The organism is Erwinia magellanica, assembly GCF_039023495.1.
GTDB lineage: Bacteria > Pseudomonadota > Gammaproteobacteria > Enterobacterales > Enterobacteriaceae > Erwinia.
In genome coordinates this window covers 826,904-848,079 of the sequence record NZ_JBCHVC010000001.1, presented here as the reverse complement: position 1 = coordinate 848,079, position 21,176 = coordinate 826,904, and the positions used below count along the sequence as shown (strand labels likewise).

General features: G+C 56.7%; 19 protein-coding genes. 2 read left to right on the top strand and 17 right to left on the bottom strand.

Annotation, left to right across the window (positions count from 1 at the left end):
- Nucleotides 1–61 precede the first annotated feature (61 nt).
- The 7 genes from spy to AAH450_RS03850 all read right to left on the bottom strand — a co-directional run bounded on the left by spy (nt 62) and on the right by AAH450_RS03850 (nt 9,143).
- On the bottom strand, nt 62–550 hold the full coding sequence (gene spy / locus AAH450_RS03880) for an ATP-independent periplasmic protein-refolding chaperone Spy (RefSeq protein WP_342909567.1): 489 nt from the start codon (nt 548–550) through the stop codon (nt 62–64).
- 489 nt (nt 551–1,039) lie between these two features.
- Nucleotides 1,040–2,035, bottom strand: a complete 996-nt coding sequence (gene astE / locus AAH450_RS03875; protein ID WP_342908996.1) for a succinylglutamate desuccinylase — start codon at nt 2,033–2,035, stop codon at nt 1,040–1,042.
- Nucleotides 2,036–2,120: 85 nt separating this feature from the next.
- The gene (gene astB, locus AAH450_RS03870) at nt 2,121–3,449 is read right to left on the bottom strand and encodes an N-succinylarginine dihydrolase (RefSeq protein WP_342908995.1); all 1,329 of its coding nucleotides are present in this window, start codon (nt 3,447–3,449) and stop codon (nt 2,121–2,123) included.
- Nucleotides 3,446–4,915 carry a succinylglutamate-semialdehyde dehydrogenase gene (astD, locus tag AAH450_RS03865; protein ID WP_342908994.1) on the bottom strand — a complete coding sequence of 490 codons (1,470 nt, stop codon included), beginning with the start codon at nt 4,913–4,915 and terminating at the stop codon, nt 3,446–3,448. Before astD ends, astB begins: the two co-directional genes overlap by 4 nt.
- Nucleotides 4,912–5,946 (bottom strand): arginine N-succinyltransferase, encoded by a 1,035-nt coding sequence (astA, locus tag AAH450_RS03860; RefSeq protein WP_342908993.1) that lies wholly within the window; start codon nt 5,944–5,946, stop codon nt 4,912–4,914. Before astA ends, astD begins: the two co-directional genes overlap by 4 nt.
- A complete protein-coding gene (locus AAH450_RS03855; RefSeq protein ID WP_342908992.1) occupies nt 5,943–7,163 on the bottom strand; it encodes an aspartate aminotransferase family protein in 1,221 nt (406 codons plus the stop codon). Before AAH450_RS03855 ends, astA begins: the two co-directional genes overlap by 4 nt.
- A gap of 546 nt (nt 7,164–7,709) precedes the next feature.
- Nucleotides 7,710–9,143 carry a YchO/YchP family invasin gene (locus AAH450_RS03850; protein WP_342908991.1) on the bottom strand — a complete coding sequence of 478 codons (1,434 nt, stop codon included), beginning with the start codon at nt 9,141–9,143 and terminating at the stop codon, nt 7,710–7,712.
- Between the two features lie 213 nt (nt 9,144–9,356).
- Here AAH450_RS03850 and AAH450_RS03845 point away from each other — a divergent pair, with 213 nt between their 5' ends.
- Nucleotides 9,357–9,905, top strand: coding sequence for a YbhB/YbcL family Raf kinase inhibitor-like protein (locus AAH450_RS03845; RefSeq protein ID WP_342908990.1), 549 nt, complete (start codon nt 9,357–9,359; stop codon nt 9,903–9,905).
- Nucleotides 9,906–9,912: 7 nt separating this feature from the next.
- Here AAH450_RS03845 and AAH450_RS03840 read toward each other — a convergent pair whose 3' ends face one another.
- The 9 genes from AAH450_RS03840 to AAH450_RS03800 all read right to left on the bottom strand — a co-directional run bounded on the left by AAH450_RS03840 (nt 9,913) and on the right by AAH450_RS03800 (nt 19,088).
- Complete coding sequence (locus AAH450_RS03840) at nt 9,913–10,710, bottom strand: glucose 1-dehydrogenase (protein WP_342908989.1); 798 nt, start codon at nt 10,708–10,710, stop codon at nt 9,913–9,915.
- A 10-nt stretch (nt 10,711–10,720) separates the two neighbouring features.
- Nucleotides 10,721–12,235, bottom strand: coding sequence for an FGGY family carbohydrate kinase (locus AAH450_RS03835; RefSeq protein ID WP_342908988.1), 1,515 nt, complete (start codon nt 12,233–12,235; stop codon nt 10,721–10,723).
- Entirely contained in the window at nt 12,228–13,295 is a 1,068-nt protein-coding gene (locus tag AAH450_RS03830) for an ABC transporter permease (protein WP_342908987.1), read from the bottom strand. Before AAH450_RS03830 ends, AAH450_RS03835 begins: the two co-directional genes overlap by 8 nt.
- 29 nt (nt 13,296–13,324) lie before the next feature.
- Nucleotides 13,325–14,875: a sugar ABC transporter ATP-binding protein gene (locus tag AAH450_RS03825; RefSeq protein ID WP_342908986.1), complete on the bottom strand. Its 1,551-nt coding sequence runs from the start codon at nt 14,873–14,875 to the stop codon at nt 13,325–13,327.
- Nucleotides 14,862–15,497: a DUF2291 family protein gene (locus AAH450_RS03820; RefSeq protein WP_342908985.1), complete on the bottom strand. Its 636-nt coding sequence runs from the start codon at nt 15,495–15,497 to the stop codon at nt 14,862–14,864. The genes AAH450_RS03825 and AAH450_RS03820 overlap by 14 nt, the downstream gene beginning before the upstream one ends.
- A gap of 47 nt (nt 15,498–15,544) precedes the next feature.
- Nucleotides 15,545–16,480 carry a D-ribose ABC transporter substrate-binding protein gene (locus tag AAH450_RS03815; protein WP_318791346.1) on the bottom strand — a complete coding sequence of 312 codons (936 nt, stop codon included), beginning with the start codon at nt 16,478–16,480 and terminating at the stop codon, nt 15,545–15,547.
- A gap of 75 nt (nt 16,481–16,555) precedes the next feature.
- Entirely contained in the window at nt 16,556–17,353 is a 798-nt protein-coding gene (locus AAH450_RS03810; protein ID WP_342908984.1) for a GolD/DthD family dehydrogenase, read from the bottom strand.
- An 11-nt stretch (nt 17,354–17,364) separates the two neighbouring features.
- Complete coding sequence (locus tag AAH450_RS03805; RefSeq protein ID WP_342908983.1) at nt 17,365–18,282, bottom strand: transketolase family protein; 918 nt, start codon at nt 18,280–18,282, stop codon at nt 17,365–17,367.
- Nucleotides 18,282–19,088, bottom strand: coding sequence for a transketolase (locus tag AAH450_RS03800; protein ID WP_342909566.1), 807 nt, complete (start codon nt 19,086–19,088; stop codon nt 18,282–18,284). Before AAH450_RS03800 ends, AAH450_RS03805 begins: the two co-directional genes overlap by 1 nt.
- Before the next feature lie 370 nt (nt 19,089–19,458).
- Here AAH450_RS03800 and AAH450_RS03795 point away from each other — a divergent pair, with 370 nt between their 5' ends.
- Complete coding sequence (locus AAH450_RS03795; RefSeq protein ID WP_342908982.1) at nt 19,459–20,253, top strand: DeoR/GlpR family DNA-binding transcription regulator; 795 nt, start codon at nt 19,459–19,461, stop codon at nt 20,251–20,253.
- A 48-nt stretch (nt 20,254–20,301) separates the two neighbouring features.
- On the opposite strand, the gene cobA is transcribed toward AAH450_RS03795, so the two are convergent.
- The gene (gene cobA / locus AAH450_RS03790) at nt 20,302–21,165 is read right to left on the bottom strand and encodes a uroporphyrinogen-III C-methyltransferase (protein WP_342908981.1); all 864 of its coding nucleotides are present in this window, start codon (nt 21,163–21,165) and stop codon (nt 20,302–20,304) included.
- Nucleotides 21,166–21,176: the final 11 nt, after the last annotated feature.

The window sequence follows — 21,176 nt, the reverse complement described above, 5'->3', positions numbered from 1 at the left end:
CGCTGTCCGCACTCTGTAGAGTGTGAACAACGCCGGCGTTCTCAGGTTATCTCAGCAGGGCTTAGCCTTCTGCTGGTGCCATTTTACCTTCATGGTGCGGCTTTTCAGTCAGACGTTTCTCAAAGTTCTGATTGAACTGCTTTTTCTGCTCAGGCGTCAGCACGTTATAGAGCTTGTTCTGCGTCTCCATCATCTTCATTGCCCGCTCTTTGCCCTCGGCGGACATTTTCTCTGCCTGCGCAGTCGCTTTGGCCTGGTCGAAGCTCTCTGAAGCGATGATGTCGTGCATAGCGCGACGCTCTTCCAGCGAAGGACGTTTCATATCTTTATGGGCATCTTTCATGATGGCGCGCATTTGCGTTTTCTGCGCATCCGTCAGATTCAGGCCTTTAAACATTTCATGCATCCCACCATGACGAGGCGGCTTGTGCATCATGGTTTTGTCGGCTCCGGCTGGCGGAGGCGTCATGTTATCGGCCGCAGCGTGAACGATGTTCGCAGCACCCAGGGCCAGCGTCATAGCAACAACAAGAGAAGTTAATTTACGCATCATTTTATCCTTTAATTTTCAGTACTAAAACGACAGCAGTGTCGCGATGTCGGAAACAAGTTTATTGCGCTGAACGTCAAGTACTCAGAGCATGGGTAAAGCCCTGAAAGCATAAAAGACAAAATGGCGTCGATCATGGAGAGAATGCGAAGATTATCGTGAGGAATTGCTAACAGATATGAATTTAAAGCGATTAATGCAGAAACTGTGGAGAAGTGTAATACCAATGACAGGAACGGGAAAGGAAAAAGTAAGCCTGAATAAGGGTTAACAGCAGGCGGTTTATTGCCCTGGGGGGGATTTCGAATGACAGGGTTTAACCCGCGATGGGCAGGGCGACCGGTTTTACGATCGCCCCCGGCGTTCAGCCCGGAGGCTAAGAAGTTAACTTCTGGTGACCCTTGATTCCAGCAACAGAACAGGCATTTCACGCCTGATAAGAAGGAGTTCTGCCCTCTCCCTGCCTGGTCAGCCAGAGACTCCTGAAGATTATGAGCTTAACGCCTCATTATGCTTGTTATCTTCCACCAGCATCAGCCCTGCCCGCTGTCCCAGCGCCACGTTGGGATTGGGGAACAGCACATATTCGCGCGCCTGCTGAACGTAAAACCGTTTTTCACCATCTTCTGCCAGCAGCGTACCCTGGGGAAAAGCGGTAAAGTTAAGCGTCTCCTGGCCCATATGCATGTTGAACGCCTCGGTATGGCGCGTAATCTGCTGCGAAACACGGTAGCGCCGCGGTGGCTCTGCTACTTCAGGCAGCCCTTCACCACAGAGCAGGCCAGCCAGCGCCTGCCGCGCCGCGCTGAACTGCGTTAAGTCATTGCTGCCAAACGGCAACGCTTTTCCCAGCTCCAGGGTGCAGCTCGCTGCGTTGAAGTGCCTGGAGCTGTAATGGGTGAAGGTGCCGCCTGCGGCACGGTGGAACACCAGCGCCTCCAGCCCTGCCGCCGCAAGCCAGTGAAGGAAATCTTCCGGCCAGGGCGTTTCGCGCAGCGGCATAACGCCGAAGCGTGAATGGTAGGAGCCACGGATTGCGGTGTGCAAATCCAGATGCCAGCGGATCTCTTCACTGCTACCGGCCTGCCAGAAATTTTCCATCGCCTGCTCAAGGATCCACGCCCTGCGCGCCTCCGGGCAATCTTCATATTGCTGCCAGCGTCCCCCGAACATGCGGTTAATATCACAGCGCAGATAACGTTTGTCAGCGCGCATCGCGGCGGGATTACCGAAAATAAGCAGCAGTCTGGGGAGAAGCGGCTTCTCACCTCGAAGTAGCTGAGCAATAAGTTCGTTGAGGATCTCTACCGGCGCGGTTTCATTACCGTGTACGCCAGCGGAAATTACCATCGCCTGGGTTGAGGCGTTAACCGGGGTCATTTCAAGGATCCCTTCATCAAGCCATTGCCAGCTGAGCTGGTCATTCCGGCCTGAAGAGTGTTCAGGTGGCTCTCCGCTAAGGGTCTGTTTCAGAAAGTCCTGCATGCGTTCTCCTTGTTATGGGTTTCTGCTCCTTCATCAAGATAAGGCGCGTCACAAGGTACCATGACGCGCCTCGCTTCATCCGTGATTACTGCTGAAAGTTGTAAACATTGCCTAAGTTTAGCAGCTTCGTCAGTTCGTCCAGTGCCGTGCGTCCCTCCACCAGCAATTGCGGGTCTGCCAGGTCGTGCTGTGTCAGACTCTCGCGGTAGTGGCGCGCCACCCACTCATTAAGGGTGGCAAACAGCGTGTCGTTCATCATCACCGCAGGATTCACCGCAGCACGTTGCTGCTCGTTAAGCACCACACGCAACCGCAGACAGGCAGGCCCCCCGCCGTTATTCATGCTTTCGCGCAGGTCAAAGATCTTCAGCTCATCAATCGGGCCGCCGCTTTCCACCAGCTCACACAGATAACGCCAGACGCCCGGATGCTGACGGGCCTCTTCCGGCAGCACCAGCATCATTTTACCGTTTGCCTTGCTCAGTAGCTGGCTGTTAAACAGGTAGGTCGCCACCGCATCCGCCACGCTCACCTGGCTTTCTGGCACCACCACGGCGGTAAAGCCCGGCATTTTTTCCCGGAGTTCCGCCAGTAAGGCTGGCTGATGCAGAAAAGCGAGTTGATGACAGAACAGCACCTGCTGATTACTGACGGCAATAACATCGTTATGAAACACGCCCTGGTCTATCACCGCAGGATTCTGCTGGGCAAAAACCGTGCGCTGAGGATCGAGCTGATGCAGGCGGGCAACGGCTTCGCTGGCTTCCCGCGTCTGTCGGGCAGGATAGCGCGCGGGCACCAGCCCCCCGTTGGCCTCCTCCCGCCCGTAGACAAAGAGCTGCACGCCTGCCTCGCCGTGAGAGATGCTGAAGCGATTATGGTTTGCTGCGCCCTCGTCGCCAAACATCCCCACTTGCGGCAGCGCATCATGCACGCTGAAATGGTGCGGATCGCGGAATATAGCGCGCAGCAGCGCAGCGGTACCAGGCGCTTCCATCGCCCGATGAAATTTATTGTTCAGGTTAGCCACGGTAAAATGTACCTTGCCGTCTGCGCTGTCAGCGGAGGGCGAAACGGTGGCCGCATTGGCCACCCACATCGCTGACGCAGAGCTGGCAGCAGACAGCAGCTGCGGCGCCTGGGCGGCGGCCTTAGCCAGCACCTGAGCATCGCTGCCGCTGAAGCCAAGCAAACGCAGTGCTGCCACGTTGGGCCGCTCGTGGGGCGGGATCACGCCCTGTAGATACCCCATATCCGCCAGCGCTTTCATTTTCATCAGCCCCTGCTGCGCCGCCAGTTTCGGGTTTGAAACACGGTGCTGATGGCGGGTGGAAGCCTCATTACCAAAAGACAACCCGGCGTAATGGTGCGTCAGCCCCGGCAGGCCATCAAAGTTTGCTTCCCATGCGCTCATCGCGTCTCTCCTGCCGGGGTAAAGTCCAGCCCTGGTGACAACGTCACGGGCAGCGTCAGCTCTGCGCTCTCCAGCGAGGCCATCGGCCAGGCGCAATAGTCAGCCGCATAGAAAGCGCTGGCACGATGGTTGCCCGAAGCGCCAATACCGCCAAAGGGCGCGCTGCTGGCTGCGCCGGTCAGCGGCTTGTTCCAGTTCACAATGCCCGCGCGGCACTCAATCAGCAGCTGGTCGAACTGCTCGCGGCTGGGTGAAATCAACCCGCAGGAAAGTCCATAACGGGTCTCGTTCGCTATCGCGATCGCCTGGTCAAAGTCGTCGTAACGGATCACGGTGAGTAGCGGGCCGAAGACCTCTTCATCAGGGATATTTTTCAGGCCGGTAATATCAATAATGCCTGGCGTGAGGATCGCGCTGCTACGATCTGGCCAGCGCATTGGCAGCAACACCGTTCCTCCGGCTGCAATACGCGCCTGCCATTCGGCGTAAATACGCTCTGCGGCCTGCACCGATATCACGCTGCCCATAAACGGCTGCGGTTGCGCGTCCCAGCCGCCAGGCTCGATTTTCCCCGCCACTTCGGTAAGACGGGCCAGGAAAGCCTCTCCCGCCGCGCCGCGCTTCACCAGCATACGACGCGCACAGGTACAGCGCTGCCCCGCCGTGATAAAAGCGGACTGAATGGCAAGATTCACAGCCGCATCGATATCGGCAGGATCTTCCACAATCAGCGCATTATTGCCGCCCATTTCCAGCGCCAGCATTTTGTCCGGTCGTCCGGCAAACTGGGCGTGTAGCTGATAACCGGTTGCTGCGCTGCCGGTGAACAGCAGGCCGTCAATCTGCGGCTCGTTGGCGAGCGCCTGACCGGTTTCCCTGCCGCCCTGCACCATATTCAGCACGCCATCCGGCAGGCCGGCACTCTGCCACAGGCGTGCCGTTTTCTCAGCGATGCCCGGCGTCAGTTCACTCGGCTTGAAGACCAGGGTATTGCCTGCCAGCAAAGCGGGGACGATATGCCCATTCGGTAAATGACCGGGGAAATTGTATGGCCCAAACACCGCCATCACGCCATGAGGACGGTGGCGAAGGGAGCTTTCCGCCTCCACCGTCACGCCGGTGCGGGTGTGATAAGCCTTCACGGAGATGGCGATTTTATTGATCATGGCCTGAATTTCCGTGGCCGCTTCCCAGCGGGGTTTACCGGTCTCCCTCGCAATGGTCACCGTTAAATCGTCTCTGTGTTTATCCAGCAGAGCGGCAAATTTTTCTGCAACAGCCTGACGTTCTGCAAAAGGACGGCGCGCCCAGGCAGAAAAAGCGCGGCGGGCAGCCGTAACCGCAGAAGAGACCTGCGCGGCGCTGGCGGCTTTTCCCTGCCAGAGCACTTCACCGCTCACCGGGTCGGACTTGCTGAAATCATCACCTGCGCCAGTGAGCCACTGGCCGTCAATAAAATGCGTCATGCTCTCTTCTCCGAAGCTGATAATGTCACCACGCGGAGGGGATCGCCCACGGCGCAGCGTAATATGTCTGCCTGTTCTCTGCTGATGCTGAGGGTTTCGCTATCGGGGTCGGCATTCAGCAGCAGTACGCGGAAATCGTCGTACCGCTCGTTAGCCACCAGACAGAGCGGCAGTGACTCGTCGCCCGCTTGCCCGATAACAGCGGTTAAGAGGCGGCTTTTACGGATAGCGCGCACGCGGTCAATATCACACTCCAGCGTGGGGCCGCCGTCAAAGATGTCGACATAGTTTTGATAGTGGAAACCTTCCGCTTCCAGCACGGCGCGTGCCGGAGCAGTCTGGGGATGGGTTTGCCCGATAACTTCCCTGGCCTCTGCGGTGAGATAGTCAATATAGAGCGGATGCTTGGGCATCAGCTCGGCGATAAACGCCTTCTGTCCGGTGCCGCACAGGTAGTCCGCCTCGCTGAAAGACATGGAAAAGAAGCGGCTGCCGACGCTTTCCCAGAATGGGGAATGGCCCGCTTCGTCGATAACGCCGCGCATCTCTGCCACCACTTTCTGCATAAAACGATCGCGGAAGGCGGCCATAAAGAGAAAGCGTGATTTTGAGAGCAGATAGCCGTTTTTTCCGTTACGGTAATCGGGGTCCAGGAACAGCGTACAGAGTTCGCTGCTGCCGGTATGGTCATTGCTGAGCGAAAGCGTGGGCAGCATGTTGTAGACATTCAGCTCTTTGGAAGCGTGAACCTGGGTGCCGACGCGAAAGTTGTACCAGGGATCCTGCAAGCCCACCGCCACTTCAATGGCGCAAATGCCCACGGCTCTGCCGGTCTCGCTCTCTTCCAGCACAAACACATAGCCCTGTTCCGCACGGGGCAGCTGGTTTTGCCAGGTAAGAATAGAGCGATCGATACGGGCTGACAGCGTTGCGCTGTCAGCGGGCAAAGAGGTCAGTCCGCCACCGGTTTTGCCGGCAAGCGCCATCAGTTGTGCGAGGTCGTCGCGTTCAACAGGACGGATGAACATCATGATGCTGCACCGGCAATAACTGCGCGGCACGCCGCTTCGAAGCGGCTCAGCCCCTCTTTGACTTCCTGCTCAGTGATGATCAGTGAAGGCGCAAAGCGCACCACGCTGGCCCCGGCAATCAGCACCATTAGCCCCTCTTTCGCCGCCGCCTGATTGATCAGTTTCGCCTGTCCGCTGTAATCCTGGTTCAGCACACAGCCGATCAGCAGCCCCAGACCGCGGATCTCGCTGAACAGATGCAGCCGCTGGTTAATTTGATTCAGACCGTCAACAAACCATTGATGACGCAGCGCAACGCCCGCTAACACCTCTGGACGATTAATCAGCTCCATGACCTTACCGCCCACGGCACCAGCCAGCGGGTTACCGCCATAGGTAGTGCCGTGGGTGCCAACGCCCATTACCGCTGCCAGGGCTTCTGTGGTCAGCATTGCGCCCATCGGGAAACCGCCGCCCAGCGCTTTCGCGGTGGTCAGTACATCCGGCGTCACGCCGTAGTGCATATAGGCATAGAGCGACCCGGTACGGCCTACGCCGCTTTGTACTTCATCAAAGATCAGCAGCGCCTGGTGCTGGTCGCAAAGCTCGCGCAGGCCACGCAGGAAAGCAGGATCCGCCGGCACTACGCCGCCCTCTCCCTGAATAGGTTCAACAATCACCGCGCAGGTCTGGTCATTGATCAAGGCGGCGGCAGAGGCGAGATCGTTATAGACCGCATGGTCAATTCCCCCCGGCAGCGGTGCGAAATCTTTGGAGTAGGCGGGCTGGCCACCGGCAGAAACGGTGAACAGCGTACGGCCATGAAAAGCGTTTTTGAACGCCACAATGCCACTTTTCTGCTCGCCCAGCCGATCGTGGGCCACTTTCCTTGCCAGCTTCAGGGCCGCTTCGTTCGCTTCCGCTCCTGAGTTACAGAAAAATACCCGGTCTGCAAAAGTGGCATCTATCAGCTGCTTAGCCAGACGGAGGATCGGCTCATTGGTGTAACCGTTGCCGGTATGCCACAGCAGCGCAGCCTGCTGCTGCAAGACCTGCTGTAAATCGGGGTGAGCATGACCCAGGGCGTTTACCGCGATGCCGCCAGCAAAATCGATATAAGATTTTCCCTGCTGATCCCAAAGTGTGGAGCCTTCGGCACGCACCGGGATAAAACTTGCAGGTGCGTAGGTAGGAACAATCCACTGATCAAAATTTTCGCGAGATACTGACGGTGTCATAACGGCCTCTGTTTACTGCCCGCTGGCAGGTAACTTAAAAGTTTTAAAAATGTTAATGAAATGATTCATTGCATCTGTAATGTAAATTGCACGCTTCGTGCCAGCCAGCGATAAAAATGCATAAATGGTTTTCAAAGACGCAATATCAATGAGTTACGCGGATTCGCTATGCAGTTAAAATGCATATAAAGTGAATAATTTTCTGGTCGGGGCGGGTTTGCCGCATAAAAAAGAGAAGAATTATGCAATGGCGAAATAAAATATCGCTTTTGTGATCAAAAGCGGGATCAGGCTTTAAAATGAGGCAGTTAATGCCCTGAAAAGGCGCATCTGCACCCTCAGAGAGCCACCGCTGAGTCACAGCGTGACTCAGGGTTCAGGGAGTACCAGAGGCTAAAAATGCAGAAACCGTGAGGTAAGATATGATTCAGACCCGTCAGGTACGGGGCTGATATCTGGTAAACGAGGTCATTCGCTGACGCAATGACATTGTAGGCATCAGCAGCGCAGATATCTCTGAGCAGACGTAACGCTGATGCCCCGGAATTAAGGCGTCATTAAGTCGAACGAGTTTGCCTCACCGTTTTGCAGCGTAACCGGTGGCACCAGCTTCAGGGTGATCCAGTTAGAGGTTACACGCTGCTGCTTGCTGTCCTCCAGCGTCACCGACAGACGATACTCATTGCTTGCACCCGGCGTGCTGTCCCAGGCCGGAATAATAATGCTCCATCCCTGCGGAGAGACATTACTGGCTGGGGGCGTCAGGCTCAGCGCCTGAGTATCACCCTGCCAGCTGATCGCCTTGATTGGATTGGCATTGCGGATTTGCAGCTTAAGCGGCAATGTTTCACCCGGCTGAACCTGCCAGGGCGGCGTCGCCAGGAAGACCGAAAGCGTTTTACGCTGACGGAACTCCATCACCGGCGTGTTATTACGGTTTACCGTATCGTAGCGGCTGCCGCTCAGCGAACGGGCGGCAGCCACATTATCCGCCGAGAGCTGTTTGCTGAGCGCCACGCCAATCTGATAGTTCATCTTCAGGCCGAACTGATCCTGCGTTTCGCCCGTATCGGCGGTTTTATGGGAAGCTGTCACGGTGAACAACGGCACTGGCGTGTAGCTGACGCCCAGTTCAATGGCTGCCGGATTGCTGCCCAGCGTACCGCTGTTAAAGAGATCGACGTTATTGCCCAGATACTGTTCATAACTTAACGAGACGCCGAGCTGACGATAGAACGGCAGATAGCCCTGGGTGGTGATGTCATAGCCGCGGGCCATGCGCATAGTGGTCAGATGCGTTTTATCGCGCCAGCCAGAGAGCGGCTGATAGTAATTTGCCGAGAAGCGCAGATAATCTCCCCAGGCTTCGGCACCCAGCGAGCCACGTTGCTGGCTGGACTCCAGCATATCATCAATAAAAGCGTTATAGCCCAGCCGCCAGTTACCCGCCACCCAGCGCTGACCCAACCCCGCATTGCCTGCCAGACCGTAATCCGTCTGCTGCACGCCCACCTGGCTGAAGGTGAGATAGCGGTAATTGTCCGCCCAGGGCGTTACCAGCTGGGCTGAAGTACCGTCAAAGCTGCCCTCCATGTCCACCATCAGCGACAGGCTGGCCCTGCCGTAAGGAGAGAGCAGATTTTGCCCTTCGGTTTCGGCGCGTTTTGCGGCTTCATCACGAAAATGATTAAACGCCCACTGCCCCGCCTGACTGCCCAGTGACTGATCTTCACTGCTGTTCATGCTGGCCTCACCGATAGTTTTTATCGCCTGGGCCAGACGTTTCTCCAGCGCGCTGTTGTCACTGGCATCGCTTGCCAGCTCTGGCAGCTGCTGGCTGAAACGTGTGGGATCGTCGAAGGGCGCATCGGCGACACGGGTATCCGTGGTCAGCGCCTGCGCGTAATGTGAGTCAGCACCGCCAGCCATTAACAGCACCAGTGCGCCACTCAGGGAGCGGAGGGGGTAAAATTTTCTCATAACCTCATTAATTGCCGTCTGGCAACACTGTTTTATAAGCGAAAACGTAAGATAGCTCACAAAATGAGTGAAAGGTTAGCTTAACACAAGTTGGCCCCCTGACGGCAGCGCTGTGGCAGATTGATTTCAGCAAGGGAACAGGTTAACTCGCTGGCATAACAGAGGTTTATCCACCAGGCTTGCTCCTGACCTGTTTAAAAAAGGAATTGTCCGATGAAAAGAACGTTGCTCTCTGTTTCCCTGCTGGCCTGTGCTACAGCGGCCAGCGCGGCCCCGCTGTTCACCCTGAGTTCACCCGATTTTAACGATAACGATGTGATGGCTAAAACCTTTGCCGGGAACGCTGAAGGTAATGCCAGCTGTAGTGGCGAAGGGATTTCCCCGGCGCTGAGCTGGGTGAACCCACCGAAAGGCACCAGGAGTTTTGCCCTTACCCTGATTGATCCGGTTGGCGCGAAAGGGCTGGGGGTGAACCATATGGTGGCTTACAACATTCCGTTTCAGCGCACCAGCTTTGCCCGCGGTGAGCTGAGTGACGGGAAAGGTTATACCGGCGGGAAAAACAGTCCCGGCACATTGCGCTACTACGGCCCCTGCCCGCCAGCGGGAACCGGCCAGCATCACTACAATTTCACGCTGATTGCCACCGACTTACCGGCAAACGGGCTGGGACAGGGATTAACCAGGGAAGAATTACTGAGTAAATTAAAAGGCCACACCCTGGGTGCGGCCGGTCTGATTGGACGTTATGGCAACGACTAAACACGCATCAGGACATGATTAAGCCACCATCAACGTTGATGGTTTGTCCGGTGATGTAACGCGCATCATCGGACGCCAGGAAGGCCACCAGCCCCGCCACATCCTGCGGCTGACCTGCCCGCTTCAGCGGAATGTTTTGCACCCATTCAGCCATCAGCTCACCTTTGCCATAGCTTTTTTCAGCCGTGCTGAGGATTTCCCCCCATACCCGGTCGTTGTAATCCCACATTTCGCTTTCGATAATGCCGGGGCAGAAAGCATTTACCGTGATGTTCCAGGGAGCCAGCTCCTGCGACAAGCTTTGCGTAATGCCGATTACCCCCATTTTGCTGGCGGCATAATGGGGCGTATAGATAAAGCCCTGACGACCCTGCCCGGAAGAGGTGTTGATCAGGCTGCCGGAGCGCTGTTTCACCATATATTTTGCCGCTTCACGGCAGCATAACCAGACGCCCGTAGTGTTGACCGCCAGAATTCTTTCAAAATCAGACTTCGGCATTTTGTCGAAGTAATCGATGGTAATGACGCCAGCATTCTGAATCGAAACGTCAATAGCGCCAAAGCGCGCGGCAGCCTCCTGATAGAGATGCTGCACCTGATTTTCATCGGTGATATCGGCCTGCATGGCCAGGATTTCACTGCCGTGCGCCGCCTTTAACTCTTCTGCGGTTTCAAAGACCCGCTCTGCGTTAGAGACCATCACCAGGTTAGCACCCTCGCTGGCAAAGCGTTCTGCGATACCCGCACCAATGCCCCGACAGGCACCGGTGATCACCACGGTTTTACCCTGAAAATTACGTTTCATTCTGTTCTCCTTAAGGAATAGGTGCAGCAGGCTGCCAGAGCGTACGCTGCACTGCGTCACGCCAGCCCTGCCAGGATTCGGCCAGCTGCTGGTGACGCGATTCGTCAGGCAGCCACTCTTCGTGTTCAGGCAGCAAGGCGCTCAGCTGCCGCTCATCAAGCTGTTCCAGCGCACGCCTTGCCAGTAACCCTGCCCCCAGTGCTGAAAGCTCTGGCGTACTGCTCCGGGCGACGGGACAGCCAAGCAGATCGGCCTGAAACTGCATCAGCCACGGATTTTGCGTCGGCCCGCCATCCACCATCAGCGTCTCCAGATGGAAATCGGGATGCTGACGCATGGCGGCAATAACGTCTGCTATCTGGTAAGCGATCGCCTCCAGCGAGGCGCGGATCAGGTGCGCTGGCGTGACGCCCCGACTCAGGCCGCTTATCACCCCACGCGCCTGATTATCCCACCAGGGCGCGCCCATCCCGGTCAGTGCCGGGACAAAGTAGACGCCCAGCGTGGAGTCGATACTGGCCGGCAGCTCATGCAGCGCCCTGCTCAGCACCTCGCCTTTACCATCCGTCAGCCCGGTGGCCTGTGCCATCCACGCCACGCCGTCGCCGGTATGGGGGATATTGCCTTCCAGGCCATAAACAATACGCTCGCCATCATGCCAGGCCACGGTGGTAGCCAGTTCAGTAATGCTGGTATCCGGCGTGAGCAACGGCGCCATCACGGACGATCCGGTGCCATAAGTGGCTTTCACTCCGCCCGCCATCCCCAGGCCGTGACCATAGAGCGCGGCATGGGAGTCGCCAATCATCGCCAGAATAGGCAGGCCATCGGGAATGCCGCTCAGCCCGCGGGTGGTGCCAAACAGGCCGCTTGAAGGAGAGATCTCCGGCAGCGCTATTCGCGGCAGGCCAAACAGTGCCAGCATGCTCTCGTCCCATTGCCCGGTTTGCAGATTAAGCAGCTGCGTACGGGCAGCATTCGAGGTATCACAGCGGAACTGCTTGCCGCCGGTGAAATGCCACAGCAGCCAGGCATCAACGGTGCCAAGGCAAATCTCGCCCTTCGCCGCCCGCTCGGCTCCCTGAGCCGTATTGTCCAGCAGCCACCGCATTTTCGATGCGGAAAAGAGGGTCGCAACCGGCAAGCCGGTAATCGAGCGGATCTTCTCATCCTGATGATCCGCTCGCAGGCGATCGCAAAATGCCGCCGAACGTGAACACTGCCAGGTGATGGCGGGCGCAATGGGTTTCCCCGTCTCGCGCTCCCAGCCCATCGCCGTTTCGCGTTGATTGCTGATTGCGAGCGCCGCAATACGGTTCTCGCCCACCGTCTGGATCACCTCTCTGATAACCGTCAGCGAGGTCTCCAGCAGCGTCATGCCATCCTGCTCCACCCAGCCAGCGTGCGGCGTTTCCACCGTCAGCGGACGTGAAGCTTTTGTCACCACCTGTCCACGCGCATCAATAACTACCGCTTTCACATTGCTGGTGCCTTCATCCAGCGCGACGATCAAATCTCTAGCCATGGCTGACCTCAGAGAGCGGCGCGGCCGCCTGCTTTTTTTCATGGCGACGCATCAACACCACTTTGCTCTGCAAACGCTGCTGGAACTGGTCGATAACCACGGCGGTGACGATAACCAGACCTTTGATCACCATCTGCCAGAAGTCGCTGACCCCCATCATTACCATGCCATCGGCAAGGAAAACGATCACGAACGCCCCGATAATGGAACCTGACACGCGCCCGCGTCCGCCTGCCAGCGCGGTGCCGCCAAGCACGGTTGCCCCGATGGCATCCATTTCGAACATGTTGCCGGTCATGGGGTGAGCCGTTTGCAGCTGGGAAGCCACAATCAGCCCCACCAGCGCCGCGCAGAGTCCGGAGAAGGCGTAAACAAAGACCTTGACCTTGACGATAGGTACACCGGCCAGGCGTGCCGCCGACTCATTACCGCCGCTGGCATAGATATAGCGCCCTAACGGTGTTTTACGCGTGATATAGAGGCCCAGCAGCAGAAAACCGACCATCAGCCAGATAGGCAGATAGACGCCAAGCACGGTGCCGGAACCCAGAATGGCAAAGCCGGTGTTACCCAGCTGCGGCATGCCGACCAGGTTGGCATAGGTGCTGCCATCGTTCCAGAGCAGCGCCGCGCCGCGTGCGACGTACATCATCCCCAGCGTACAGATAAAGGGGGCTACGCCCAGGCGGGTAATAACCGCGCCATTGATCAACCCGACGATGACGCCAAAAATCGCCACCACCAGGATCACCTCCGGCACGTTCAGGAACAGCACTTCGCCGCCCCAAAGCGGCACACCGTTGGTCAGCAGCGCGCCCGCGACCATGCCGCAAATCCCCGCCACGGCCCCGACAGAGAGGTCGATGCCGCCGGTCAGGATCACCAGGGTCATGCCGATGGCGAGTAAGCCGGTAATCGCCACATGTTGGGTCATGATCAGCAGGTTAGAAGGCGTTAAAAAGTTCGGCACCATCACGCTGAAAAAACCGATCACGATCAGCAGTGCGATAAACGTCCGCGCCTTCAGCAGGTACATATAAAGCAGGTATTTCTGGTTCATAAGGTGTTCCTTAACGCCCAGGGCGCTAGCTAATCGTGGGGGGTGGAAGCCGTGATAAGCCGCTCACGTGTGGCTTCAACCCTGGGTAAATCAGCGGTGATTTTTCCGTCCGCCATCACCAGGATGCGATCGGCCAGCGCCATCACTTCATCCAGCTCAGAGGAGGAAAACATCACTGCCAGTCCCTGACGGGCCATCGACCCGATCAGGTGGTAAACGTCCGTTTTGGCACCCACATCAATGCCGCGCGTGGGTTCATCCAGCAGGACCACTTCCGGCCCGGTCATCAGCGCTTTGCCCAGCACCACTTTCTGCTGATTGCCGCCGCTGAGCGAGGTGATGGGCAGTTCGGCATCGCTGACTTTGATTGCCAGCCGCTCGATCATCTCATTGACGCGGATCTCTTCCCGGCGCGGATGCAGCAGATTCAGGGCGCGGCGAAAACCGCGCAGGCTCAGGTCACTCAGCGTCATATTGGTTTTGATCGACATCAGTTCGACAACCCCTTCCCCCTTACGATCTTCCGGCACCAGCGCAATGCCTCTCTTCAGCCGTTGCTGAAAGTTGCGCTTGTCCAGACACTCGCCGTTCAGGGTCACGCTGCCGCTCTGGCACGCCATCAGGCCAATCAGCCCTTTAAACAGCTCGGTGCGCCCGGCGCCCAGCAGGCCATAAATGCCCACCACTTCGCCTTTACGCAGCGAGAAGGTGACGTCGTTCAGCTTGTAGCCGCCGTTTTGCGCCAGCGCCGTCAGGCCGGTGACGCTGAGTACCGTTTCGCCCTGGTCAGCGGCCTGATAATCGAAATGTTTTTTCTTGTCGCCCACCATCTGCTCAATGATCCACGGCACGCTGGCGTCCCGCACTTCGCGCTCGCTGATAAAGCGCCCGTCGCGGAAAATAGTAATGTGATCGCCAATTTCCATCAGCTCTTCCAGCCGGTGGGAGATATAGATGATGGTGACGCCACGGCGCTTGAGGGCGGCGATGACGTTAAACAGCACCTTTACTTCAGACTGGCTGAGCGCCGAGGTAGGTTCATCCATAATCAGCACACGGGTATCTTTTGAGAGCGCGCGGGCGATCTCCACCAGCTGCTGGTGACCTATCCCCAACTCACCCAGCGAGGCGTAAGGATCCACATCCAGCTCCAGCCTTTCCAGCAGCGCTTTCGCCAGCTGATACTGATATTTCTCGTTGATCACGCCGCGCTGAAAGAACTCATTGCCAATAAAAATGTTGTCCATCACATTCATGTTGGGGAACAGGTTCAGCTCCTGGAAAATAATGCTGATGCCATGTTTTTCCGCCTGCTGCGTGGAGTGCAGCGAAACGGGTTGACCATCCAGCAGGATCTGCCCTGTAGAGGGGACTTCCACGCCAGCCAGCATTTTCATCATGGTTGATTTTCCCGCGCCGTTTTCGCCAATCAGCACGTTGACCTTGTTGCGGTAGACGCGGTAGTCCACCTGATCCAGCGCGGTCACGCCAGGGTAGATACGTGACACGTTGCGGGTTTCAATAATCACTTCTGACTGCCCGGCAGCCGTGGTCAGAACATCTGCTTCACTGTGCGCCATGATCTGACTCCTGCTGACGAACGACACGGGCCGGGGTGATATCAGGCGGGGTCTGCGGCACGTCCCAACTGCTGAACACGCCATCCACTTCCACACTGTCGCCCACTTTCGGCTGTAGCTTTTTCACCTCGTTGGAAGCGAGCGTGTTGATCGCCTTGCCGTAGTCGCCAAACATGACCTGGTCATTGAAATCCTGGTAGCTGGCGCCTCTGTACACATCGCGCAGCGCGGTGCCACGGATGATCGGCCCGATTTGCACCACGACCTGCTGGCCGCTGACATCTTTTACCGTCATTTTGCCGCTGCGCGAGGTGGTATTCACCGCTGAAACGGTGCCGTTCACCTTCACGGTGAAGACACAAGGGTTCTCATCCTGGCTGCGGTAACCAAATTGCTTACAGGCATCGTCAAAGGTTTTTGCCGCCGCCAGCTCTTTCATCACCTCACCCAAGGGTTTGGCCTCCTTCAATACCTGCGGCACAATTTTCTGCTGGTAAGTGCTGGTAATGTTCGCCATCTGCGGATTGGGGGGATTTTTCAGGTCGGCTAATTCCTGTTGCGACACAATGCGGCAGCCGCCAAGGACTAACACGCTCATTGCCAGCCAGACTCGCCCTGACATAGGTTCTCTCCTTTGCGCCCCCGCAGGGGCGCAGCAGTATCGACGACTTAAGATTTGAAGTTGAAATCCTGAACCTTAGCGGCGTTTTCCGGGGAGATCAGAATGCCGCGGAACATGATGCGCTGTTTCTCTGGTTTAGTGCCTTTCTGAATAAAGTTGTCCAGATCGGTCACGCCCTGCGCGGCGATAGCCTGCGCCTGTAGCATCACGGTGGCTTTCAGCGTGCCCGCTTTCACCGCATCGCGCTCGTCGTTGCTACCATCAATGCCCACGACAATCACATCGTTACGGCCTGCCGCTTTCAGCGCCGCAATCGCACCCAGCGCCACGGGGCCGTTACCGCAAATGACTCCTTTCACATCCGGATGCGCCTGTAGGATGCTGTCCATAATGCGTTTGCCGTCGATCAGCGTACCTTTGGCATCCTGTCTTGCTACGCTCTGCATGTCGGTATACTGGTCAAGGACCTGGTGGAAGGATTTTGAACGGGTGACGCAGTTATTATCGGCGAGGTTACAGGTCAGTTCGGCATATTTGCCCTTCTCACCCATCTTCTCCACAAAGACGTTGGCGACATCAGATCCCGCCTGGAAGTTGTTGTGGGTGATCTGCTCCAGCGCAACGTTATCGACCGGAATTTCACGGTTGATCAGCACCACCGGAATGCCCGCATCTTTGGCTTTCTGAATAGCAGCGACGCTGGCGGTGGAGTCGGCGTTGTCGAGAATAATGCCCTGCACTTTTTTGCCAATGGCGGCATCAATCAGCTCGCTCTGTTTTTTAACGTCTTCGCCATGGGAGAGCACGGACGTTTTGTACCCCAACTCCTGGGCCTTCATGTTGGCGCCCTTCGCTTCCGAGGCGTAATAAGGGTTATCCAGCGAGTTGACCATAATCATAATGGTGCCTTTATCAGCTGCCAGCGCTGCGTGGGAAAAGGTGCAGGCGGTGGCAACGGCTAATACAGTTAAACGCATGTTCATAGTGATGTTCTCTCATTATTGTAGGTACAGCGCGTAGGGTATTGCGTTTGTTACGGCTCTGGTGCTAGCGAAGGATTACCAGATGGTAAAACCACCATCGATCATCAGATCGGCGCCGGTGATCATGTCGCTGCCATTGCTGGCGAAAAAGAGTACGGCAGCGGCAATTTCATCGGTGTAGGCGAAGCGCCCCATCGGGATCAGCTGCTTCATCGCCTCGCCCTTTTCTCCCCGCCAGGCTTTTTCGCCCATCGGCGTCAGCACCACGGTCGGAGAGAGGGTATTTACGTTGATTTTGTGCGGCGCGAACTCTTTGGCCATCACCTTCGTCATGCCCAGCAGACCCGCCTTGGCGGAGGTGTAGGCCACATGGTTATCGATAGCGATGGAGGCTGCCTGAGAGGCTATATTAATAATTTTTCCGCCTTTTCCCGCTTTCACCATCCGTTTCGCCACCGCCTGCGAGCAAAGGAACGGGCCGGTAAGGTTTACCGCGACCTGTTTCTGCCACTCGGCGAATTCAGTTTCCAGCACCGGTTGCAGCATCACGTAACCAGCGCAGTTCACCAGGATATCAATGTGGCCGTAATGCGCCTCTACCTGCTCAATCGCCTGCTCAACGGAGAAGGGGTCGGTAACGTCGCACTGCACAAACTGCACGCGGGCCAGATCAAACTGCCCGGCCACGTCGCTGACTTTCTCCTGCTCAAACGCCGGGTAAAGCAGCGCCAGGCTCGCGCCCTTTTCCAGCAGCATCTGGTTGCTGGCCATGGCTATCCCGCCCAGCCCGCCCGTGACCACCGCCACTTTGCCGCGCAAATCCATATTGATATCCACGCCGTAACGCAGATTGACATCATATTCATTACTCATCAGCGATCTCCTCAGGCAGCAGCCACAACATGTTGTAAAGTGGTACGTAATCCCTGTGCATCAATACGGAACTGGCTGCGCAGCGCGGCGCGGCTGCTGCTGTGAGTAAACTCATAGGGCGGAATACCCAGCGGGGTAAAGCGCTGACGCAGGCTGTGCCTGTGCAGGATTTCACCGATAATGCTGCCCAGTCCGCCGCTCAACGAGTGCTCCTCCATGGTGATCACCTGCTGGTGAGCGCTAATCAGCTTCACCACCGCAGCTTCATCCAGCGGCCAGAGCGAAGGTAGCGAGACGATAGTGATGCTCTCATCTTTGGCAGCCAGCGCTTCATGGGCCAGGGTTCCCAGACAGAACACCAGGGTTTCCTCTCCCTGCTGCAACACTTCAGGCTTACCGGGTACAAACTCATACTCTTCACTGTGCAGCACCGGCACTTTATCGCTGTCCATGCGGATATAAACCGGCCCGTTATGTTGAATGGCATAGCGGGCGATGGCGCTGGCCTGAACGGCATCGGCGGGCGCGAAAACCTGTAGATTGCCGAAGGTGCGGGCAATGGCGATATCGTTGGTACAGTGGTGCGTGGCTCCCAGCGGCCCGTAGGCAAAGCCAGCATTCAGCCCCAGCATTTTGACGTTGGTTTCGGTGTAGCAGATGTCGTTTTTCACCTGCTCATTGGAGCGGGCAAACAGAAAAGGTGCGGCATTAGCGGTAAATACGGTACGGCCGCTCAGCGCCATCCCTGCTGCCATACCAATCATGTTTTGTTCGGCAATTCCGACATTGATCACCCGCTCCGGAAAGGCTTTCTCGAACGGAGCAATTTTCGATGTTGAGGTAGAGTCAGCGACCATCACGCTGAGGTTCGCCCCGTTATTTTGTTCATCCACCAGCGTGGCGATGACCGCGTCGCGTAAGTCTTGCATTATTCTTCCTCCAGCTCTGCCAGCCCCAGGGCCAGCTGCTCATCATTGGGAACCGAGTGGTGCCAGGCCGGTACGTTAGCCATAAAGGAGATGCCGTGGCCCTTTTCGGTATTAGCGAGGATCACCCGCGGTTTGCCAGCAGAGGGCTGGTTCACCGCATTGGCGATAGCCTGCGGATCGTGCCCGTCGCACTCCAGTACCTCGAATCCGAACGCCAGCCACTTATCAGCCAGCGGCTCCAGCGGCATAATCTCTTCCGTTTTGCCCGCCAGTTGCAGACGGTTGCGGTCAACGATAGCGATCAGGTTATCGAGCTTGTATTTGCTGGCGGACATGGCCGCTTCCCAGTTTGATCCCTCCGCCAGCTCACCATCACCCAGCAGAACAAAGGCGCGACGATGGCCCATGCCGGAGAGCTTGTTGCCCAGCGCCAGGCCGACGCCGATAGGCAAACCATGACCCAGACCGCCTGAGTTAATCTCCACCAGGTCGGGCAATTTTTGTCGCACCGGATGACCGGCCAGCAGCGTGTCGTCACCCATAAACTGATCGAGCACCGTCGGGTCAAGCAGGCCCATAGCGGCCGCGCTACAGTAGAGTCCGCCTGCGCCGTGCCCTTTCGACAAAATGAAGCGGTCCTGATCGGGACGTGCCGCGGAGCGATCCATCACGCCCATAAAGAGCGTGCAGATGATGTCTACCTCGGAGAGGTCGGCGCCGGTGTGCCCTTTTCCTGCCCGATGATTCATTTGCAGGACGTAGCGCCGGGCCTGACGCGCAGTCTGTTTGATTGCCTGAAAGTCCATCATTACCTCTTCGTCTGTCGCGCCGCTGACCAGATAGCGAACGCCTGCGGCTCATTCGTTTTCGAATAAAAATATACGCTATCGTTTTTAAGCATATTGTGGGGCAGATCAAATTTCAATCAAAAGCCTGTTAAATAGTTAACCGGTTGATTTAACGAGATATAAGCATTTTACGCCTTAACGCGTAGTGACGATAATGCTAAAAACATGTGTTAAATCAAGGTGGTTATTAGTGGTAGGCTTTCATTCGAAAACAGAAAGAGTTTTTGGACAGGACTCGCATTGATGCGATAGCAGGGTTAATATTTGCCATAACAACAGGCCTGCTGCGGATTCAGGCCCGTTCTTCGTAGTAAAGGGAGAATTTCGGTTGAAAAGCAAAAACGAACAATTAGCCGATATGCAACAGCGGCGAGAAAAAATTCTGGAGATGATCAGGGAAGATGGCACGGTCACCGTCAGGATGCTCACCGAGGCCTTTGGCCTGACAGAGGCCACGATCCGTACCGATCTGCGCGTGTTACAGAAAGAGGGCTTTGTGCAGCGTTATCATGGCGGTGCCACGTTAATGACCGGCAAGCAGAATACCGGTGCGCTGATGCTGGAACGTCAGACGCATCTTGATGAGAAAGATGCCATCGGGCGGCTGGCTGCGCAACACATCGAAAATGGCGATACGGTCATTTTCGATTCCGGCACCACCACCACCGCAATAGCGCAGCACCTTGGCCATATCAACAAGCTTTCAGTGGTTACCACAGCGGTGAATATTGCGTTAATGCTGGGTGGCGAACCGGGCGTCAATATTTTGCTTACCGGCGGCACCTTTAAGTTTCCCACGCTCTCTACCTCTGGCGAGAAAGCGGCCAGCTTTTTTGAGAACGTGCTGGCAGAAAAACTCTTTCTCGCCACCGCCTGTATTTCACCTAAGCTGGGGCTGAGCTTTCCCAGCGAAACGGATATCAAGGTGAAAAGCGCAATGATCAACTCTGCCAGCACTGTTTATGTGGTGGCGGACTCCAGTAAAATCGACAAGGTTTCGATGTTTGCGCTGCCCTGTGACTGGAGCAATATTCAGTATCTGATCACCGATAAGGGCATTACTAAAGCCTCGGTCGAGGCTTTTGAAGCGCTGGGCGTAAAGGTGTTGATCGCCACGCCTTAGCGGAAGGAGAAAACCAGCGGCTTTTACAGCCGCTGTGACCTTGTGCGTTCACATCCTCTCTGCCACAGCCTTTAAGCCCTGTTCAGAATAAACGGCTGCTTCATCGGGAGCAGTTTCCATTACGCCCGCCAGGTCAGCCCGATAGAACTGCACAACCTCCCCCACAATCAGTAAAGCAGGCGACTGCGGCTTTTCCCTGCGCACAGTTTCAGCAAGCTGCCGCAGGCTGGTCAGCGTGACGCGCTGATCGGCACGCGTGCCCCGCTCCACAATCGCCACCGGGGTTTGCGCATCACGCCCAAAGGCGATCAGCCGTTCGCTTAATGCTTCGCACCAGGTCAGCCCCATATAAAACACCAGCGTCTGGCAGGGATCTTTCAGGCTGTACCAGTCCAGCTTCGGTTTCCCCTCTTTGCCATGCCCGGTAATAAAGCGCACCGACTGTGCCATATCACGATGCGTCAAAGGGATGCCGGTAGCGGCTGCACAGCCGACCGCCGCCGTGATGCCGGGGACAATATGGCAGGCAATACCGGCCTGCTGAGCCGAGGCCATCTCTTCACCGCCGCGACCAAAGATGAAAGGATCGCCCCCTTTCAGGCGGATAACTTTCTGTCCGGCGGCGGCCAGCTCCACCAGCAATTGATTGATCTGCGACTGTTTCATGCCGTGGAAGCCAGGCGTTTTCCCCACATCGATGCTTAGCGCCCCTGGCGGAACAAGCGCCAGAATCGCCTCGCTCACCAGCCGGTCAAAGACCACGACCTCTGCCTGCTGAATTAACCGCAGCGCTTTCACCGTCAACAGCTCAGGGTCGCCCGGCCCGGCGCCTACCAGCCATATCGAGCCAACCTGATGGCGCTGGCTCTCGCTGGCAAGCAGCTTATCCAGCCCTGCAATATGTGTTGTCATCGTTAACCTCT

What these genes read in the sequence shown, in the direction of transcription:
- AAH450_RS03850 (WP_342908991.1), bottom strand. Translation starts at nt 9,143, where the DNA reads ATGAGAAAATTTTACCCCCTCCGCTCCCTGAGTGGCGCACTGGTGCTG.
- AAH450_RS03825 (WP_342908986.1), bottom strand. Translation starts at nt 14,875, where the DNA reads ATGGCGCACAGTGAAGCAGATGTTCTGACCACGGCTGCCGGGCAGTCA.
- AAH450_RS03835 (WP_342908988.1), bottom strand. Translation starts at nt 12,235, where the DNA reads ATGGCTAGAGATTTGATCGTCGCGCTGGATGAAGGCACCAGCAATGTG.
- astD (WP_342908994.1), bottom strand. Translation starts at nt 4,915, where the DNA reads ATGACGCATTTTATTGACGGCCAGTGGCTCACTGGCGCAGGTGATGAT.
- AAH450_RS03805 (WP_342908983.1), bottom strand. Translation starts at nt 18,282, where the DNA reads ATGCAAGACTTACGCGACGCGGTCATCGCCACGCTGGTGGATGAACAA.
- AAH450_RS03855 (WP_342908992.1), bottom strand. Translation starts at nt 7,163, where the DNA reads ATGACACCGTCAGTATCTCGCGAAAATTTTGATCAGTGGATTGTTCCT.
- astB (WP_342908995.1), bottom strand. Translation starts at nt 3,449, where the DNA reads ATGAGCGCATGGGAAGCAAACTTTGATGGCCTGCCGGGGCTGACGCAC.
- AAH450_RS03815 (WP_318791346.1), bottom strand. Translation starts at nt 16,480, where the DNA reads ATGAACATGCGTTTAACTGTATTAGCCGTTGCCACCGCCTGCACCTTT.
- AAH450_RS03845 (WP_342908990.1), top strand. Translation starts at nt 9,357, where the DNA reads ATGAAAAGAACGTTGCTCTCTGTTTCCCTGCTGGCCTGTGCTACAGCG.
- AAH450_RS03810 (WP_342908984.1), bottom strand. Translation starts at nt 17,353, where the DNA reads ATGAGTAATGAATATGATGTCAATCTGCGTTACGGCGTGGATATCAAT.
- AAH450_RS03830 (WP_342908987.1), bottom strand. Translation starts at nt 13,295, where the DNA reads ATGAACCAGAAATACCTGCTTTATATGTACCTGCTGAAGGCGCGGACG.
- AAH450_RS03840 (WP_342908989.1), bottom strand. Translation starts at nt 10,710, where the DNA reads ATGAAACGTAATTTTCAGGGTAAAACCGTGGTGATCACCGGTGCCTGT.
- AAH450_RS03820 (WP_342908985.1), bottom strand. Translation starts at nt 15,497, where the DNA reads ATGTCAGGGCGAGTCTGGCTGGCAATGAGCGTGTTAGTCCTTGGCGGC.
- cobA (WP_342908981.1), bottom strand. Translation starts at nt 21,165, where the DNA reads ATGACAACACATATTGCAGGGCTGGATAAGCTGCTTGCCAGCGAGAGC.
- spy (WP_342909567.1), bottom strand. Translation starts at nt 550, where the DNA reads ATGCGTAAATTAACTTCTCTTGTTGTTGCTATGACGCTGGCCCTGGGT.
- astE (WP_342908996.1), bottom strand. Translation starts at nt 2,035, where the DNA reads ATGCAGGACTTTCTGAAACAGACCCTTAGCGGAGAGCCACCTGAACAC.
- astA (WP_342908993.1), bottom strand. Translation starts at nt 5,946, where the DNA reads ATGATGTTCATCCGTCCTGTTGAACGCGACGACCTCGCACAACTGATG.
- AAH450_RS03800 (WP_342909566.1), bottom strand. Translation starts at nt 19,088, where the DNA reads ATGGACTTTCAGGCAATCAAACAGACTGCGCGTCAGGCCCGGCGCTAC.